This window comes from Streptomyces sp. NPDC002788, from assembly GCF_053592115.1.
In genome coordinates this window covers 490,388-507,505 of the sequence record NZ_JBSFVB010000001.1, presented here as the reverse complement: position 1 = coordinate 507,505, position 17,118 = coordinate 490,388, and the positions used below count along the sequence as shown (strand labels likewise).

Annotated in this window: 19 protein-coding genes; 11 read left to right on the top strand and 8 right to left on the bottom strand. The window is 71.4% G+C overall.

Features of this window, described 5'->3' with window-relative positions; genetic code table 11:
- The gene (locus ACWD1U_RS02245; RefSeq protein ID WP_451103766.1) at positions 1–582 is read right to left on the bottom strand and encodes a carbonic anhydrase; all 582 of its coding nucleotides are present in this window, start codon (positions 580–582) and stop codon (positions 1–3) included.
- Positions 583–1,292: 710 nt separating this feature from the next.
- Positions 1,293–2,390 (bottom strand): cell division protein ZapE, encoded by a 1,098-nt coding sequence (gene zapE, locus ACWD1U_RS02240; RefSeq protein ID WP_451103765.1) that lies wholly within the window; start codon positions 2,388–2,390, stop codon positions 1,293–1,295.
- A 37-nt stretch (positions 2,391–2,427) separates the two neighbouring features.
- On the opposite strand from zapE, the gene ACWD1U_RS02235 reads away from it, so the two are divergent.
- From ACWD1U_RS02235 to msrB, 4 genes are all read left to right on the top strand, one after another.
- A complete protein-coding gene (locus ACWD1U_RS02235) occupies positions 2,428–3,231 on the top strand; it encodes a pyrimidine reductase family protein (protein ID WP_451103764.1) in 804 nt (267 codons plus the stop codon).
- 250 nt (positions 3,232–3,481) lie between these two features.
- Positions 3,482–3,955 carry an indole-3-glycerol phosphate synthase gene (locus ACWD1U_RS02230; protein ID WP_451103763.1) on the top strand — a complete coding sequence of 158 codons (474 nt, stop codon included), beginning with the start codon at positions 3,482–3,484 and terminating at the stop codon, positions 3,953–3,955.
- A 141-nt stretch (positions 3,956–4,096) separates the two neighbouring features.
- Positions 4,097–5,488, top strand: a complete 1,392-nt coding sequence (murC, locus tag ACWD1U_RS02225; RefSeq protein ID WP_451103762.1) for a UDP-N-acetylmuramate--L-alanine ligase — start codon at positions 4,097–4,099, stop codon at positions 5,486–5,488.
- 14 nt (positions 5,489–5,502) lie between these two features.
- Positions 5,503–5,910 carry a peptide-methionine (R)-S-oxide reductase MsrB gene (gene msrB / locus ACWD1U_RS02220; protein WP_451103761.1) on the top strand — a complete coding sequence of 136 codons (408 nt, stop codon included), beginning with the start codon at positions 5,503–5,505 and terminating at the stop codon, positions 5,908–5,910.
- A gap of 282 nt (positions 5,911–6,192) precedes the next feature.
- On the opposite strand, the gene ACWD1U_RS02215 is transcribed toward msrB, so the two are convergent.
- The 3 genes from ACWD1U_RS02215 to ACWD1U_RS02205 are packed head-to-tail and all read right to left on the bottom strand — an operon-like array spanning position 6,193 to position 8,692.
- Positions 6,193–6,921, bottom strand: a complete 729-nt coding sequence (locus ACWD1U_RS02215) for an FAD:protein FMN transferase (RefSeq protein WP_451103760.1) — start codon at positions 6,919–6,921, stop codon at positions 6,193–6,195.
- A 3-nt stretch (positions 6,922–6,924) separates the two neighbouring features.
- Positions 6,925–7,338: an FMN-binding protein gene (locus ACWD1U_RS02210; RefSeq protein ID WP_451103759.1), complete on the bottom strand. Its 414-nt coding sequence runs from the start codon at positions 7,336–7,338 to the stop codon at positions 6,925–6,927.
- Positions 7,339–7,351: 13 nt separating this feature from the next.
- On the bottom strand, positions 7,352–8,692 hold the full coding sequence (locus ACWD1U_RS02205; RefSeq protein ID WP_451103758.1) for a ferredoxin reductase family protein: 1,341 nt from the start codon (positions 8,690–8,692) through the stop codon (positions 7,352–7,354).
- Between the two features lie 152 nt (positions 8,693–8,844).
- Here ACWD1U_RS02205 and ACWD1U_RS02200 point away from each other — a divergent pair, with 152 nt between their 5' ends.
- The 7 genes from ACWD1U_RS02200 to ACWD1U_RS02170 all read left to right on the top strand — a co-directional run bounded on the left by ACWD1U_RS02200 (position 8,845) and on the right by ACWD1U_RS02170 (position 15,718).
- The gene (locus ACWD1U_RS02200; protein WP_451103757.1) at positions 8,845–9,543 is read left to right on the top strand and encodes a response regulator transcription factor; all 699 of its coding nucleotides are present in this window, start codon (positions 8,845–8,847) and stop codon (positions 9,541–9,543) included.
- A complete protein-coding gene (locus ACWD1U_RS02195) occupies positions 9,540–11,021 on the top strand; it encodes a sensor histidine kinase (protein WP_451103756.1) in 1,482 nt (493 codons plus the stop codon). Before ACWD1U_RS02200 ends, ACWD1U_RS02195 begins: the two co-directional genes overlap by 4 nt.
- 65 nt (positions 11,022–11,086) lie before the next feature.
- Positions 11,087–12,208: an ABC transporter ATP-binding protein gene (locus ACWD1U_RS02190; protein ID WP_451103755.1), complete on the top strand. Its 1,122-nt coding sequence runs from the start codon at positions 11,087–11,089 to the stop codon at positions 12,206–12,208.
- Complete coding sequence (locus tag ACWD1U_RS02185) at positions 12,205–12,903, top strand: ABC transporter permease (protein WP_451103754.1); 699 nt, start codon at positions 12,205–12,207, stop codon at positions 12,901–12,903. Before ACWD1U_RS02190 ends, ACWD1U_RS02185 begins: the two co-directional genes overlap by 4 nt.
- Positions 12,900–13,565 carry an ABC transporter permease gene (locus tag ACWD1U_RS02180; RefSeq protein ID WP_451103753.1) on the top strand — a complete coding sequence of 222 codons (666 nt, stop codon included), beginning with the start codon at positions 12,900–12,902 and terminating at the stop codon, positions 13,563–13,565. The genes ACWD1U_RS02185 and ACWD1U_RS02180 overlap by 4 nt, the downstream gene beginning before the upstream one ends.
- Before the next feature lie 90 nt (positions 13,566–13,655).
- Positions 13,656–14,627 carry an ABC transporter substrate-binding protein gene (locus ACWD1U_RS02175; RefSeq protein WP_451103752.1) on the top strand — a complete coding sequence of 324 codons (972 nt, stop codon included), beginning with the start codon at positions 13,656–13,658 and terminating at the stop codon, positions 14,625–14,627.
- A 158-nt stretch (positions 14,628–14,785) separates the two neighbouring features.
- A complete protein-coding gene (locus ACWD1U_RS02170) occupies positions 14,786–15,718 on the top strand; it encodes a hypothetical protein (protein WP_451103751.1) in 933 nt (310 codons plus the stop codon).
- Positions 15,719–15,750: 32 nt separating this feature from the next.
- Here ACWD1U_RS02170 and ACWD1U_RS02165 read toward each other — a convergent pair whose 3' ends face one another.
- Genes ACWD1U_RS02165 through ACWD1U_RS02155 form a run of 3 tightly spaced genes read right to left on the bottom strand, consistent with a single transcriptional unit; the run spans position 15,751 to position 17,114 of the window.
- Positions 15,751–16,335: a GTP-binding protein gene (locus ACWD1U_RS02165; protein WP_451103750.1), complete on the bottom strand. Its 585-nt coding sequence runs from the start codon at positions 16,333–16,335 to the stop codon at positions 15,751–15,753.
- Positions 16,322–16,681, bottom strand: a complete 360-nt coding sequence (locus ACWD1U_RS02160) for a DUF742 domain-containing protein (protein ID WP_451103749.1) — start codon at positions 16,679–16,681, stop codon at positions 16,322–16,324. The genes ACWD1U_RS02165 and ACWD1U_RS02160 overlap by 14 nt, the downstream gene beginning before the upstream one ends.
- Position 16,682: 1 nt before the next feature.
- On the bottom strand, positions 16,683–17,114 hold the full coding sequence (locus tag ACWD1U_RS02155; RefSeq protein ID WP_451103748.1) for a roadblock/LC7 domain-containing protein: 432 nt from the start codon (positions 17,112–17,114) through the stop codon (positions 16,683–16,685).
- Positions 17,115–17,118 lie beyond the last annotated feature (4 nt).

Sequence of the window (17,118 nt, the reverse complement as noted above, 5' to 3'; positions counted from 1 at the left end):
TCAGAGCGTCTCGAACGAGTCGGACTCCGCGCGGTGTTCCCGCACGACGCCGGTGTGGACCTCGTAGTACCAGCCGTGCAACTGGAGTTGGCCGGTTTCCAGGCGCTCACCGATGCACGGGTAGGAACGCAGCCGCTCCAGCTGCGCCAGGACGTGGTTCTGCACGGCCTCGGCGACCGTGGGGTCACCGGGGTCGGAGCACTTGGGCTCGTCCGCCGCGTGGGCGAGCCAGTCGCGTACGGCGGGTACGGCGGTGAGGTCGTCGTGGCGCACCACCGCGCCGACGGCGCCGCAGTGGGAGTGGCCGCACACCACGACGTGTTTGACGCCGAGCACCCGCACGGCGTACTCGATCGTGGCCGCCTCGCCGGTGGGGGTGGCGGAGGCGTACGGGGGGACGACGTTGCCCGCGGTGCGCAGCTCGAAGAGCTCGCCGGGACGGGCGCCCGTGATCAGGGCCGGTACGACCCGGGAATCGGAACAGGTGATGAACAGGACGTCGGGGGACTGGCCCTCGGCGAGGCGGGCGAACTCCTCAGGGCGCTGTCCGAACATGCGGGCGTTGTCGATGAGGGGTTGCATGAGTGTGGTGACTCCTCCTGGCGCGCAGTGGGGGCGCGTCGGACGGGCATGACAAAGGGTGGGGGGGAACTGCTCTGCTGCTCAGCAGCGGAAGACCTGCAGCGCTGCCGGAGCGTGCGACGTCGAGGATCTCGACGTGCGTTGATGCGCCGCGCCGGGGCCGACCGGTTCGTCTGCCATCGGCTGGATGCGCCTCAGGAGCGGCCGCTCGGGCGTGGACGGCGCGGAGTCGGCGGTGTGGGACCGGTCGCGGGTCCGCAGGGGACCGGTCGGGTCCCCGTGGTGTCCTGTGTGGCACGAGGCCGCCTCGTCACGCAGGGCCTTCCCGGCGATTTTGATTCCGGGTCGGGAGGACTTCCCGGAGGGCTTGATTCCGGAGGCAGTCTTGGCCTGGGCTTCACCATGCGTGTGCGCGGAAGCGAACGATGCCGTGGGCGCGAAGAGCTGAAGGGCGAGCAGGACGGCGGCGAGGATCGAAACCACGGTCCGTGCCGTCGTACCTCGGTACATGCGCCCCCCCTTCAGGTGTGCCACACGTCTAGCGCGGACCAATGGTTGGTCAACGGCTGGTCAAGAAACACGTTAACCCCGCAAAGCCATTTGCAGGGTTAACTTAACGTTTCAAGCTGAAGAGAGCCTGAAAAACGTGGGTGGGATGGCTTGAAACAGCCCTTCCCTCACGGCCGTTGGCGCGGTATCGGGGGTGGGAGCTACCGGGTGTCCGTCAGTTTGGCCGCGTCGCGGGCGAGGGCGGTGAGCCGGGAGATGGCTCGGAAGTACTTCTTGCGGTAGCCGCCGTTGAGCATCTCGTCGCTGAAGAGCTGGTCGAAGGGCAGACCCGACGCCATCACCGGTACCTCGCGGTCGTAGAGCCGGTCCGCGAGGACGACGAGCCTGAGGGCCGTCGACTGGTCGGGAACGGGCCGCACGCCGGTGAGGCACACGGCCTTGATCCCGTCGGTCAGGGCGCCGTACCGGCTGGGGTGGACGCGGGCGAGATGCTCCAGGAGGGGCGAGAACGAGTCGAGGGAGGCGCCCTCGGTTGCGTGCGCCGTCTCCGTCACCTGTTCGTCGGAGTACGGCGGCGGCGCCTCGGGCAGGCCGCGGTGGCGGTAGTCCTCGCCGTCGATGCGCAGGGCGCGGAAGTGGGCGGACAGGCCCTGGATCTCGCGCAGGAAGTCGGCGGCGGCGAACCGGCCCTCGCCGAGCTTGCCGGGCAGCGTGTTGGAGGTGGCGGCGAGCGCGACGCCCGCGTCGACGAGCTTGCCGAGCAGCGTGGAGACCAGGACGGTGTCGCCCGGGTCGTCGAGCTCGAACTCGTCGATGCACAGCAGGCGGTGGCCGGACAGCGTCTGAACCGTCTTCTGGAACCCGAGGGCGCCGACGAGGTTGGTCAGCTCCACGAACGTGCCGAACGCCTTGAGCGCGGGCTCGGCCGGGGTGGCGTGCCAGAGGGAGGCCAGCAGGTGGGTCTTGCCCACGCCGTAGCCGCCGTCGAGGTAGACACCGCGCGGTCCGGAGGGGGCCTTCTTCGCCGCCTTGCCGAAACCGAACAGCCGCCGCTTGCCCGGGCCGGCGCTCCCGCCGAGTCCTGCCGCGAAACCCTCCAGGACCTGGACGGCCTCGGTCTGGCTGGGCTGGTTCGGGTCCGGGAGGTACGTGCTGAAGCGGACGGAGTCGAACCGGGGCGGCGGCACCATCTCGGCGACCAGCCGGTCGGCGGGGACGTGCGGCTCACGGGTGCACAGGGAGAGCGGGGCCGGTTCGGTTATGGGGCCGGTTCCGGACCGGGCTGGGGGAGAGGACACGGTTCACCATGCTACGGCGCGTGGAACACTGCACGGCATGCGACGTCTGTTCCCTGTGACCGATGAAACAGCAGCTCCGACCCCGGACGGCGGGTCCGGTGAGGGCGCCGGACGGGAGTGGAGTCCGGCCGAGCTGGCCGCCGCGTACGCCTATCCCGAGCCGGGGCCCGCGGGGCCGGTGCCGTGGCTGCGGGCCAACATGGTCTCCACGCTGGACGGAGCCGCCCAGCACGACGGACGTTCGCAGCCCATCTCCAGCGCGACCGACATGCGGATCTTCGGCACGCTGCGGGCGCTTGCGGACGTCGTGCTCGTCGGGGCCGAGACGGTACGGCGGGAGGAGTACCGGCCGGCGCGCGCGCGTGCGGACTTCGCGGCGGCACGGGAGGCGGCCGGGCAGACCCCCGCACCGGCGATCGCGGTCGTCACCGCCACTCTGGACCTCGACTTCTCGCTGCCGCTGTTCACCTCCCCCCGGGTCCCCACCCTGATCCTCACGGGCGCCGCGGCCGCCCCGGACCGCGTCGCCACCGCGGAGAAGGCGGGCGCCCGGGTGCTGAGCGCCGGGGACGGCATCGGCGTCGACCCCGCCCGGGCCGTCCGGGTCCTCGCCGATCTCGGCCACACCCGGCTGCTGACCGAGGGCGGTCCGCGGCTGCTGGGCCAGATGGTGGCGGCCGGAGTGCTCGACGAGCTGTGCCTGACCGTCTCCCCGATGCTCACGGCGGGCGGCGCGCAGCGCATCGCCGGAGGGCCGGCCGTCACGGTCCCGCACCGCTTCGGGCTGGTGTCGATGCTGGAGGAGGACGGGTTCCTCTTCACGCGGTACCGGCGGTCCTGACGTACTGAACCGCCGGAGGCGGGGTACAAGGTGTCGGCGGCCGAGGAAAACCGGCCGGTTACGTCCCGAAACGGGGGCGATGGTCGCCGTCGGTGCGGCCATCGACGGAATATGCCGTTCCGTTCGGGTTCAGGAGGGCACACTGGATCCGGCACCACCCGTGCGACACGGGGCAGGATGGTTTCCGCAGGGCCCGCCACGGCCCACGGAGGAGTGGGGCCACTGGCCCCCGGAGCAGAAGGGGCGCCTGGTGTTCACAAGCGTTTTGATGATCGAGAAGGCCCTGACGTCCGCCGACGTGGAGTTCGTCACGACCTTGCACGGGGAGGAGGAGGTCTCCTTCCAGGTGCTGCTCCAGCCACGCGGCGAGCAGGCGGACCGGCTGCTGCGGGCCATCGACGACGTGGCGCTCGGCGAGCTCGACGAGGCCGTGCGGGAGGGGGAGACACCGGAGGGGGAGGAAGCGCTGAGCGTGGGGCAGCGGGCGCTGGAGGTGTCGCTCGCGGCGTTGCGGGCTTCCGGGAGTGAGGCGCAGGGGCGGTTGATCGAGGATCATCCGCTGGACGCGCTGAAGTCCCTCGTGGAGGAGGTCGGGGCGGACGAGGTCATCGTGCTGACCGACCCCCACTACGTGGAGGAGTTCTTCCACCGGGACTGGGCTTCGCGGGCTCGGCACAAGGTGGGAGTTCCGGTGCTGAAGCTGTTCTCGCACAGCAAGGCGTAGGGCCGGATCGTGGGGTGCGTCGGGTGCCGGTGGCGGGTTGTTGCCCGCGCGGTTCCCCGCGCCCCCGGGGTGGCGCAGTGCCGCGCGCTCCTGAAATAGGCTGGGGGCGCTCATCGTCCTCACTCGCTCTTGGAGACCTGCATGGCACCCGGCCTTCCCTCCGCCATGGACCGACCGCACTTCATCGGGATCGGTGGGGCCGGGATGTCGGGGATCGCGAAGATCCTCGCGCAGCGCGGGGCTGTCGTGGCGGGCAGTGACGCCAAGGAGTCGGCCACGGCCGAGGCACTGCGGGCGCTGGGCGTGACCGTGCACATCGGGCACGCCGCCGGGCATCTGGCCGATGACGCCAGCTGCGTGGTCGTGTCGTCGGCGATCCGGCCTGACAACCCCGAGCTGGCCCGCGCGGCCGAGCTGGGCATCCCCGTCGTGCACCGGTCAGACGCGCTCGCCGCCCTGATGGACGGGCTGCGGCCGATCGCCGTCGCCGGGACGCACGGCAAGACGACCACCACCTCCATGCTGGCCGTGTCGCTGAGCGAGCTGGGTCTGAAGCCGTCGTACGCGATCGGCGGCGACCTGGACGCGCCCGGCTCCAACGCGCTGCACGGCGAGGGCGAGATCTTCGTCGCCGAGGCGGACGAGTCCGACCGCAGCTTCCACAAGTACGCGCCCGAGGTCGCCATCGTCCTCAACGTCGAGCTCGACCACCACGCCAACTACGCCTCCATGGACGAGATCTACGAGTCGTTCGAGACGTTCGTGGACCGGATCACCGAGGGCGGCACGCTGGTGATCGCGGCCGACCACGAGGGTGCGCGGGAGCTGACGCGCCGCGTCCGGGCGGGCGGTGTGACGGTGGTGACGTACGGCGAGTCCGAGGACGCCGGCGTGCGCATCCTGTCGGTGGTGCCGCAGGGGCTGAAGAGCGAGGTCACCGTCGTGCTGGACGGTGAACAGCTGACCTTCGCGGTCTCCGTCCCCGGGCGGCACTACGCGCACAACGCGGTCGCGGCCCTCGCGGCGGGCGTGGCGCTCGGTGTCCCGGCGGCGGAGCTGGCCCCGGCGATCGCCGCGTACACCGGGGTGAAGCGGCGGCTGCAGCTGAAGGGCGAGGCCGCGGGCGTGCAGGTGATCGACTCCTACGCGCACCACCCGACCGAGATGACGGCCGACCTGGAGGCGATGCGCGCGGCGGCGGGTGAGTCACGGATCCTGGTCGTCTTCCAGCCGCACCTGTTCTCGCGGACCCAGGAGCTCGGCAAGGAGATGGGCCGGTCCCTGGCCCTGGCGGACGCCTCGGTGGTGCTGGACATCTACCCGGCCCGCGAGGACCCGATCCCCGGCGTGACGAGCGAGCTGATCATCGAGGCGGCCCGGGCCGCGGGCGCCGACGTGATGCCGGTGCACGACAAGGCGGACGTCCCCTCGGTGGTCGCGGGAATGGCGAAGCCCGGGGATCTCGTTCTCACCATGGGAGCGGGCGACGTCACCGACCTCGGCCCGCGCATCCTGGACCGTCTGTCGAACTGAGGGGCTTGAGGCTCATGCCGTACGACGTGGAGAAGCCGGACGAGCAGTGGCGCGCGGAGCTGTCCCCGGGCGAGTACGCGGTGCTGCGGCAGGCGGCCACCGAGCCCGCCTTCACCGGTGAGTACACCGACACCAAGACCCGGGGCGTGTACTCCTGCCGTGCCTGCGGAGCGGAGCTGTTCACCTCGGACACCAAGTTCGAGTCCCACTGCGGCTGGCCGTCCTTCTTCGACCCCAAGGACACCGACGCGGTGGAACTGATCGCGGACCGTTCGCACGGCATGGTGCGGACCGAGGTGCGGTGCGCGCGGTGCGGCTCGCATCTCGGGCACGTCTTCGAGGGCGAGGGGTACCCGACGCCCACGGACCAGCGGTACTGCATCAACAGCATCGCGCTGCGGCTGAGCCCCGAGGAGGGCTGAGCCAGGCGCTCAGCGGAGCCGGCACGCCAGGGGCTTCCCGGCGCGGCCCGGCTCGGTGGCAGGAAGACGAGACCGGCGCACACGGCCATGTACCAGGTCATGCGCCGCGCCCGCAGCGAGGACGAGGGCGGCCGCGGCCTGTTCCTCGCCGACCAGCTCACCGAGCGCTGGGGGACCCGCTACCCAGCCGACGGAAAGACCATCTGGACCAGCAGCCACTGCCGTGACGCCGACCGCGCCGGCCGACGCAGCCAACGACACGGCCGGGGTGCCCTCGCGGGCCTACGCCGCTGCCGCCCCCGCCACCGGGAACCCCGTACTCCGCCACACCCGCCTCTCCGCGTCCACCGCGAACACCTCGCAGTGCTCCCGGGCCGCCGCCCACTCCACGCCCTCCACCCCGAGCGCGAACGCCGCCGTGGCGACGGAGTCCGCCTCCGTCAGGGTCGGGGCCACGACGGTCATGCTGAGCAGCCCGGTGGCCGGACGGCCGGTGCGGCCGTCGAGGATGTGGTCCCCGCGTTCGTAGCGGGCGGAGGTCGCGACCGCCCGGTCCGTCAGGGCGAGGACGGTGCAGAGCCGGTCGGCGTGGTCGGGGTGGCGCACGCCGACGCGCCAGGGGCCGCCGGAGGCGACCACGTCGCCGCCCGCGTTGAGGCAGAAGCGGCGGGCACCGGCCGCCGACAGCAGCTCCGCCCCCTTCTGCACCGACCAGCCCTTCACCACGGCGCAGGGGTCGAGGCCCCGGCCGGGCAGCCGGGCGTCGAAGGCGCCCCCGGTCGCGAGCCGGTATTCCTCGCACAGGTCCAGCACCTCGCGGAGGGACGGGCTGGGCTCGGGGGCCTCGCCACGGTCCAGCCGGGACACCTCGCTGTCCGGGCGGAACGGGCTGAACCGCTCGTCGACCTCGCGCAGCCACGCGAACAGGTCGTCCACCACTGCCTCCGGGACGTCCCCGTCGTCGATCCGGACCGACACCGGGAACCCCATGACGTGCTCGACGCGCCGCATCCGTCAGCCCTTCGCGTCGATGGCGGCCTGGAGGGACTCCTTGTAGCCGTCGCTGGTGATCGTGGCGCCGGACACCGTGTCGATGTCGGCGCTCTGCGCCCGGAGCGTCTCCTCGATCAGTTTCGGCACGGCGGCCGTGGTCTGCGGATGGTCCGGCTGCCGCAGCATCCGCACCGAGGCGATCTTGTCTCCGTCGAAGGTGACCTCGACCTGCACCGGCCCCTTCTCGGTGTCGACGGTGGAGCCCGCCACGACCGTGGAGGTGGTACCGCCCGACGACGAGACCGAGGGCGCCGACGCCGGCGCCGGGGGCTGTGCGGTGGCCGACGACGACCCGGTGTCGGGCGAGGGCGCGTAACGCCAGACCGGGATCAGACCCGCGACGCTGAGGACGAGGACGGGCAGGGCTCGCTTCACGACGGTCTCCTCGTCATCCGGCCAGGCTGAAGCGTTCGAAGTGGATCTGCGGCTTGGGCACGCCCAGCTCGCGAAGGCTGCCGAGCACCGCGGTCATCATCGGCGGCGGGCCGCACAGGTAGACGTCGCGGCCGGTGATGTCCGGCACCAGACGCGCCAGTTCTCGCGGCGCCAGCCGGTCGGGCACGGGCGGGCCGGTGACCAGGTGCAGTTCGGCGCCCCTGGCGAGCGCGAGGTCGCGCAGCTCGTCGTAGAGGACGGCGTCCTGGTCCGTGGCGACCCGGTAGATCACGACCGTGTGGCCGTGCAGCTCCTCCAGCAGGGCCCGGATCGGGGTGACACCGACGCCGCCCGCGATGAGCAGCGCGTCCGGGCGGGTGCGGTGCAGGGTGGTGAAGGCGCCGTAGGGCCCCTCGGCGAACACGCGGGTGCCGGCCTTCAGGTGCCGCAGGGCCGCGCTGCCGGCGCCGGCCCGCTTGGCGGTCAGGCGCAGGGTACGGCCGTCCGGCGCGGCGGACAGCGAGAACGGGTTCGCCTGCCACCAGCGGTCCTTCGTCAGGAACCGCCACAGGAAGAACTGCCCGGCCCGGGCGGGCAGCCGGTCCAGGTCGCGGCCCGTGACGTAGACCGAGACCACGTCGTCGTTCTCCGGGACGACGGCCGTGACCCGGAGCTGGTGGCGGAGGTTGCGCCACAGCGGCAGCACCAGGCGGCCGAGGAACACCGACGCGAGGGCCACGCCCCACACGGCGTACCAGTACGTCCGCGCCACGGACGACGAGGTGAACGTCGTACCGGCCGCGACCTGGTGCGTGAACGCCAGCACCACCGCGACGTAGGTGTACAGGTGGATGAAGTGCCAGGTCTCGTACGCCAGCCGGCGCCGGGCGTAGCGCGCCGAGACCGCGCCGACCACGATGATGATCGCCAGCGCGACGATCGCGCGCAGCACGCCCTCGACGGTCTCCGCGAGATCCACCAGCTGGTTCACCGGGTCCAGGGACGAGGCCCGCGCGTAGCCGAAGACGATGAACACCGCGTGCGCCAGCAGCAGCCACAGCACCGAGAAGCCGGTCCAGCGGTGCCAGGACGTGAGCCGGTCCATGCCGATCCGCCGGTCGAACCACGGCAGCCGCGCCACCAGCAGCAGCTGGAACGCCATGAGAAGCGCCGCGTACAGCCCGGTCAGCCGGCCCAGCACGATCAGCGCGTTCGAGGCGAAACCGGCCTGGACGAAGAACACGGCCACCACGACCGCGTTGGCGAGCAGCACCGCGTACAGGCCGGTGCGGCCCACCGCTCCGGGGCGCACGCCCGGACGGATCGCCACGGGAGGTTGTCGGAGGGTCGTCACCGTGGGCAGCTCCTTGATCGCATCCTGGGACACCGAGCTTGGCGCGGGGGAGCTGTCGGAAAGCTGTCGCTCAACTTTCAAGTGCTTATCGATTCCGCGGTGGGAGGGCAGGCGGCTGGGGCGGCGCCGGACACGTGCAGCACTATGAGCGCGTGGAGAAAGTACGACTTCTCGTCGTCGACGACGACCCGCCCATCGCCGATCTCGTCGCGACCGTGGCCCGCTACGAAGGCTGGGAGGCGGTCACCGCGTACACCGGCGAGGACGCGCTGAAGCGGGCCGCCGACTTCCACCCGGACATCGTGGTGCTCGACCTGATGCTGCCCGGCGTGGACGGCTTCGGCGTCCTGGACCGGCTGCGCGCCTCCGGCACGATGGTGCCGGTGGTGTTCCTCACCGCCCGTGACGGCGTCGCCGACCGGGTCGCCGGTCTCACCCGGGGCGGCGACGACTACCTGGTCAAGCCGTTCGCCGTGGAGGAGCTGATGGCCCGGCTGCGGACCGTGCTGCGGCGCAGCGCCGGCCCCGCCTTCCAGCGGTCCTTGCTCCAGGTCGGCGACCTGACGATGGACGAGGACACCCGCGAGGTGCGGCGCGGTGACAGGTTGCTGTCGCTGACCCCGACCGAGTACGAGGTGCTGCGTTACCTCATGCGCAAGTCACCCACGGTGCTCACCAAGGCGCAGATCCTCGACCACGTGTGGGAGTACGGCTTCGGCGGCCGCTCCAACGTCGTCGAGCTGGTCGTCAGCCGGCTGCGCCGCAAGCTCGACGAGAACGACGACGGCGCCGCTCCGCTCATCCACACCGTGCGCGGATTCGGGTACGTGCTGCGGCAGGCCTCCGCGTGATCGCCCGACTGAGTCGGACCTACCGCAGGATGCGCCTGGGCACCCGGCTGGCCCTCGGCCTGGGCGCCCTGTCAATGGTCGTGTTCGCCGTCGTCGGCACGGCCCTGACCACGTACATGCGGGACTACCTGTCCGCCCAGCTCGACACCCAGCTGGCGCAGGCCCAGATCGCCCAGTCCAAGAGCATCGCGGACTACGGCACCCTCTCGGGCAAGAAGTACTACAGCTGGTTCTACGCCGTGTACGACGTGTCGAAGGGCACCCCCGAGCTGCGCCGCCCGGAGGATCCGGCCGACCTGCCGGAGGACGTCGACGACTTCACCGCCCTGGCCTCCGCCCAGACCGCCGCGCACTCGGAGCTGCTGCGCACCGAACACCTCAAGGGCGCGGGCACCTACCGGCTGCGCGCCTGCCAGGTGCAGCCCGGCGTGGTCCTGGTCAGCGCCGCGCCCATGGAGGACATCGAGGACACGGTCGGACAGCTGATCACCCTCCAGGCCGTCACCTTCGCGCTCGCGCTGCTCGCCCTGGTCGTCTTCGGCCGCAGGATGCTGCGCCGCGGCCTGAAACCGCTCAGCGACATGGCGTCCACCGCGCACGGCATCGCCTCGCACGACCTGACCGAGTCGGCGGCCCGGCTGCCGCTGCGCGCCGACGGCCGGGACGGCGGTCCCGAGGTGGACGAACTGCGCACCGCCTTCAACACGATGCTGGAGCACATCGACGACGCCCTCGCCGTGCGCGCGGAGGCCGAGCAGCGGCTGCGCCGGTTCGTGGCGGACGCCTCGCACGAGCTGCGCACCCCGCTGATGTCGGTACGCGGTTACGCCGACCTCTTCCAGTACGCCGCCGCCAACGCCCCCGAGGAACGCGACCGGCACCTGGCCCGGCTGCGTACCGAAGCCGCCCGGATGGGCATCCTCCTGGACGACCTGCTGCTGCTCGCCCGGCTGGACGCGGCGGAAGTGGCGGCGCCGCTGCGGCTGGAGGACGCCGACCTGGTGGACCTGGTCCAGCAGGCCGCCGACGCCTTCCGGGCCAGCCGGCCGGACCACCCGCTGACGGTGACCACCGGCCCCGGGGTGCTCAAGGTGCGCCTGGACCCGCAGCGCGTCCGGCAGGTCCTGGACAACCTTCTCGCCAACGCCGCCGTGCACACCCCGCCCGGGACCCCGGTGTCCGTGGACGTCGCCGTCACCTCCGGCACCGCCCTGGTCCGGATCGCCGACGCCGGTCCCGGCATCCCGTCCGAGGACCAGGAACGCGTCTTCGACCGCTTCTACCGCGTCGACAAGGCCCGCAGCCGCGACCGCGGCGGCAGCGGCCTCGGTCTCGCGGTCGCCCAGTCCCTGGTCGGGGCCCACGGCGGCCGCATCGAGCTGGACAGCGAACCGGGGGCGACGGTGTTCACCGTGCGCCTGCCGCTGGACGGGGCGGGGCTCCCGGCCACCCCGGGGCCGGAAACGACCGCCGTCTAGACTCGACCGGCGACAGCCCGTACGACCACGGCCAAAAGTCTCCGCAACCGAAGGACTCCGGCGTCTTGATACGGATGGAAGCAGTCACCAAGCGGTACCCGGACGGCACGGTGGCGGTCGACCGGCTCTCGCTGGAGATACCCGACCGCTCGATCACCGTCCTCGTCGGACCGTCGGGCTGCGGCAAGACGACCACCCTGCGGATGATCAACAGAATGGTCGAACCGAGCGAGGGAACCATCCTCCTCGACGGCGAGGACATCCAGCGACAGCCCGTCACCACCCTGCGCCGGTCCATGGGTTACGTCATCCAGAACGCCGGCCTCTTCCAGCACCGCACGATCGTCGACAACATCGCCACCGTCCCCCGCATGCTCGGCTGGGGCAAGCAGAAGGCCCGGGCGCGGGCGGCCGAACTGATGGAGCGGGTGGGGCTCGACGCCGCGCTCGCCAAGCGGTACCCGTACCAGCTGTCGGGCGGCCAGCAGCAGCGCGTCGGCGTCGCCCGGGCCCTCGCCGCCGACCCGCCGGTGCTGCTCATGGACGAGCCTTTCTCGGCGGTCGACCCGGTGGTGCGCAAGGGACTCCAGGACGAACTGCTGCGCATCCAGGACGAGTTGGGCAAGACCATCGTCTTCGTCACCCATGACATCGACGAGGCGATCAAACTCGGCACGATGGTCGCCGTGATGCGCACCGGCGGCCACCTCGCCCAGTACGCGCCCCCCGCCGAGTTGCTGTCCAGCCCCGCCGACACCTTCGTAGAGGACTTCCTCGGCGGCGACCGCGGCATCCGGCGCCTGTCGTTCTTCCCGTCCGCCGGGCTGGAGTTGACGAGCGACCCGGTGATCCAGCTCGACGCCACCACCGAGCAGATCGCCGCCCCCGACGCCCCCTACCTCCTGGTGACCGACGCGGACGGCCGGCCGCTCGGCTGGAGCGAACCGCGGGACCTCGTCGCGGGGGACATCCGGCCGGACCGGCTGCTGTCCCACGGGCGGCCGTTCGTGCCCGGCACCGACTCGCTGCGGGCCGCCCTGGACTGCGCGGTGCTGTCGCCCACCGGCTGGGCCGTCGCCGTGGACACCGGCGGGCGTGTGACCGGCGTCGTCTCGCAAGCGACCATCGGCGAGGCGATCCGCAGCGCCCACGCGGCCGGGCGCGACGACGAGAAGGTCGCCGGATGAGCGACTTCCTCCACGACTTCTTCGACATCCCGAGCGACCTCCAGCACAGCTGGATCGGGCTGGTCGGACTGCACCTGAGGGAGGCCCTGCTGCCCGTCGCGGCCGGGCTGCTCCTCGCCCTGCCGATCGCCCAGCTCTGCGTACGCTTCCGCTGGCTCTACCCGCCCGTCCTCGGAGTCACGACCGTGCTGTACGCCATCCCGTCGCTGGCGTTCTTCGTCGTCCTCATCGACTACACCGGGCAGACCGAACTCACCGTGATGATCCCGCTGGCCGTGTACAGCCTGGTGGTGCTCGTGCCGGCGATCGTCGACGGGGTGCGCTCGGTGCCGCAGGAGACCCTGTCCGCGGCCACCGCCATGGGCTTCGGGCCCCTACGGCGGTACTTCCAGGTCCAGTTGCCGATCGCGGTCCCGGCGATCATCGCCGGCCTGCGGGTGGCGACCGTGTCGAGCATCTCCCTGGTCAGCGTCGGCATGCTCATCGGCAACCAGGGCGCGCTCGGCAACCTGCTCCACGACGCGCAGATCTACAACCGGCCCGAACTGACCTGGAACTCCGTGATCACCACGGCCCTCCTGGCGATCCTCGTCGACGCCCTGCTGGTCCTCGTGCGCGTGCTGCTGACTCCCTGGATGCCCAGCGGCACGGCCGGCCGTAAGCAGGCGCCCGCCCTCAAGGACGCAGCCCGGTGAACGTACTCAACTTCGTCAACGCCTTCTTCAGCGACAGCGCCCACTGGCACGGCTACGACGGCATCCCGGCCCGCCTCGCGGAACACGTGCGGTACACCCTGGAGGCGCTCGCTCTCGCCGCCGCGATCGGACTGCCGACCGGCCTGGTCACCGGTCACTACGGGCGCGGCGGGAACGCCCTGTCCCTGCTCGCCACCGCCGGGCGGGCCCTGCCCAGCTTCGGCCTGCTCGTGCTGATGACGACCCTGCTGGGCTTCGGGATGCTGCCCGTGATGATCCCGCTGGTCGTCCTCGCCGTCCCGCCGATCCTGGTCACCACCTACGAGGCCATGCGGTCCGTCGACCCCACACCGGTGGACGCCGCCCGCGGCATGGGCATGCACGAGTCACGCATCCTCTTCCAGGTGGAACTGCCGGTCGCGCTGCCGCTGATCCTGAGCGGCCTGCGCTCGGCGGCCATCCAGATCGTCTCGACGGCGACCATCGCCGCGTACGTCAGCCTGGGCGGCCTCGGCCGGTACATCGTCGACGGTCTCTACCAGCGCGACTACGAGAAGGTGGTGGGCGGCGCGACGCTGGTCGCCGTCCTGGCGCTGGTCACGCTCGCGCTGTTCTGGGCGGTGGCGCGGGTCGCGGTGTCGCCCGGGGTGCGCAGGAGATGAGAGGCAGGGCGCGGCAATCTGCTGCAAATCTGCCGTAGATCGACGCCAGTTGTAACCGGGGTGCTCTTGACTGACTGAATATCTGCTGGCTTGGATCAGTGGGTGATTACTACGGCGAAGAGCAGCACCCGGTCCCTCACGAGGCACCCCGGCGCGGTCGCAGTCGCGCTCGCCGCGGCGGCGGCTCTTCTCGGAGGCTGTTCCTCCGGCGGCACCTCGGACGACCCGCTCAAGGGCGGCGGAGCGGAGAGCGGCACCGTCGTGGTCGGATCCAACAACTTCGCCGAGAGCATCCTGCTCGCCGACATCTACGGCGAGGCCCTCAAGGCCAAGGGCATCAAGGTCACCTACAAGCCCAACATCGGCAGCCGTGAGACCACCTACGGCCTGATGAAGAACGGCGCCGTCACCGTGCTGCCGGAGTACAACGGCTCCCTGCTGGCGTACCTCGACGCCAAGGCCAAGCCGAAGACGGTCGAGGAGACCACGACCGCGATCAACGGCAAGCTCGACTCCGAGCTGGAGCTGCTGAAGCCCTCGGCCGCGCAGAACAAGGACTCCGTGACCCTCAACGCGGAGACGGCGAAGAAGTACGAGCTCACGTCGGACTCCTCCATCGGCGACCTCAAGGGCATCGCCAAGGACCTGGTGTTCGGCGGCTCCCCGGAGTTCCAGACCCGGCACCAGGGCCTGGTCGGCCTGAAGTCGGTGTACGGGCTGGAGTTCAAGTCCTTCAAGTCCCTCGACGCGGGCGGGCCGCTGACCCAGGCGGCGCTGAAGCGGAACACCGTGCAGGCCGCGGACGTCTTCACCACCGACCCGACCATCGCCCGGGAGAGGTTCGTCGTCCTGAAGGACCCGGAGAACCTCTTCGGCTTCCAGAACGTGCAGCCGCTGGTCCGCAAGGGCGAGCTGTCCAAGGAGGGCGTCGAGGCGCTCGACGCGGTCTCGGCCAAGCTCGACACGAAGGCGCTCCTCGACCTGGACGCGCAGGTGCAGTTGGAGAAGAAGGACCCGCTGGACGTGGCCAAGGCGTGGCTGAGGTCGGCGGGTCTGGACTGACCCGACCCGGCTGCCTGTCAGAGGCTGCCTGTCATGAGGCTGCCTGTCACGATGCGATAACAGGCTCGACCGGACCGGAAAGGGATCGAACGCGGGCCGGGGGCGGGGCGTCACAGGAGCGGAACCATCACCGGTCACCGTGATCCCCTGGGAGAGCCATGCGTACCGACTTCAAGCGCACCGCCCGGATCCTCACCGTTCTCGCCCTGTGCGCCGTCGGAGCCGGCGCCGCGGCGGGGTGCGGCAGCGCGGAGGCGGGCAACGACGGCGGCAAGACCCGTGGCACCGAGTCGGCCCCGCGGTCGGAGGCCCGCGACCGCCGGGTCGCCGACGCCTGGGACGGCTCCGAGGCGGCCCGGCAGTGGCACGAGGGCTACCACCCCATGGGAGCGGTCGTCCAGCCGCCCGGGACCGGCCTCCTCCGCGACGCCGCCGACCGGCGCGCCTACGAGATCGGCAACTTCGAGCTGCGGGGGAAGCTGCCCGCTTCGCCGGGCGGGAGCGGACGGGTGACCTGGCCGAGCGGGGACTCGCTCACGACGCCGCTCATGGACGCCGAGAAGGCCTACAAGACGCTGGACAGTGCCGACAGCCCCGGGCCGCGCCTGACCGTCACCGGGGCGAGGCTGGGCGAGATGACGGTGGTCACCAGCCGCGGCCCGGCGACCGTCCCCGCCTGGCTGTTCACCTTGGAGGGCTACGACAGTCCCCTCAAGCGTGCCGCGGTGAGCCCTTCCCCGCTCCCCAGGCCGCCGATCGGGCCGCTCGGGCAGGACGTCCCCGCTGACGTGCTGGCGCCGCTCGGCGGCCTCACGGAGGTCGCGGGGAACGGCCGGTCCGTCACCGTCGTGGCCCAACACGGAGCCTGCGACGACGGCCCCGCCGTGGAGGCGCTGGAGACGAGCGGCAGCGTGGTGCTGTCCGCCGCCGTGACGGGCGTCAAGGACGGTCCCTGCACGGGTGCCCTGCGCGGTGAGAGGGTGACGGTGAAGCTGGACCGGCCGGTCGGCGACCGCATCGTCCTGGACGCGTTCACGGGCCGTCCGGTGCCGTACACCGAGTGGCCCGGGGACACACACGGCCGAAGCTGAGACACCCCTGGTGCAGGCTTGCGCCGCCTGGTTCAGGCCTGCACCGCCGTAGCGATCAGCTGGTCGATCAGGGCGATCAGCACGTCCCGGCACGACTCCCGGTCCCGCGCGTCGCACAGCAGCACCTGCACGTGCTCCGGGACCGCGAGCGCGTCCCTGATGTCCTCGGGCGGGTAGGGGTGTTCGCCGTGGAAGCCGTTGACGCCGACGACGAACGGGATGCCCCGGCGCTCGAAGAAGTCGATCGCGGCGAAGCTTGAATCGGGGCGGCGCACGTCGACCAGGACCACGGCGCCGAGCGCGCCGAGGGCCAGGTCGTTCCACATGAACCAGAACCGCTGCTGCCCCGGCGTGCCGAACAGGTACAGCACCAGATCCCGGCTGATGCTGATCCGGCCGAAGTCCAGGGCCACGGTGGTGGCCCGCTTCTCCTCGATTCCGTCCAGGTCGTCGACGCCCAGACCGGCCATGGTCAGGGGTTCCTCGGTGCGCAGCGGGACGATCTCGCTGACCGACCCGACCATGGTGGTCTTGCCCACGCCGAAGCCCCCGGCGATGAGGATCTTGACGGTGTCGGGTGCCGAAGAAGCGTCAGTGGCAAGGTCAGAGCCGGCCAAGGCCGTCCCTCACTTTCTGCAGCAGGTCCAGGTCCGGAGTGGTACGGGAGACGAGGCGCGGCGCACGGACCGTGATCCGGCCCGCTTCCAACAGGTCGCACAGCAGGATGACGACCACGCTCACCGGCAGGTCCAGCCGGGCCGCCAGCTCCGCCACGGCGACCGGCTCGGCGCACAGCCGGAGGATCCGGGTGTGCTCGGGCTGGCACCGGGCCGTCGTGGTCGGCGGCGGATCGACAGCGGTGACCGTCGCGATGAGTGTGAAGTCGGCGCGGCTGGGCCGGGTCCGGCCACCGGTCAGAGCGAACAGCCTGACGAGCCGGCCCGCCCCATCACCTTCGCCCACCTCACACGCCGGGGTCGATGGCGGGTCCGGCCACGCCCCGCGGTGCCGCGCTGAGGTGCTCGCCGATCTTCTTCACCAGCATGTTCATCTGGTACGCCACCACCCCGACGTCCGCTCCCGGCCCGGTCAGCACGACCAGATGGGCGCCGGGACCGGCGGAGGTGAGGATCAGATAGCTGTTGGCCATCTCGATGAGCGCCTGGCGCACCGGACCGCCCCGGAAGTCCATGCTGACGCCCTTGCTGAGGCTCATCAGTCCGGACGCGGTCGCCGCGAGCCGCTCGGCGTCGTCGCGCAGGAAACCGGTGGACCTGCTGACCACCAGACCGTCCTCCGAGAGCACCACGGCCTGGTTCACATCGGCGACCCGCTCCACGAGTCCGGTCAGCAGCTGGTCGAGCTGGGAGTGCGTGGCGGGGATGGGGCGTGTCATTGCG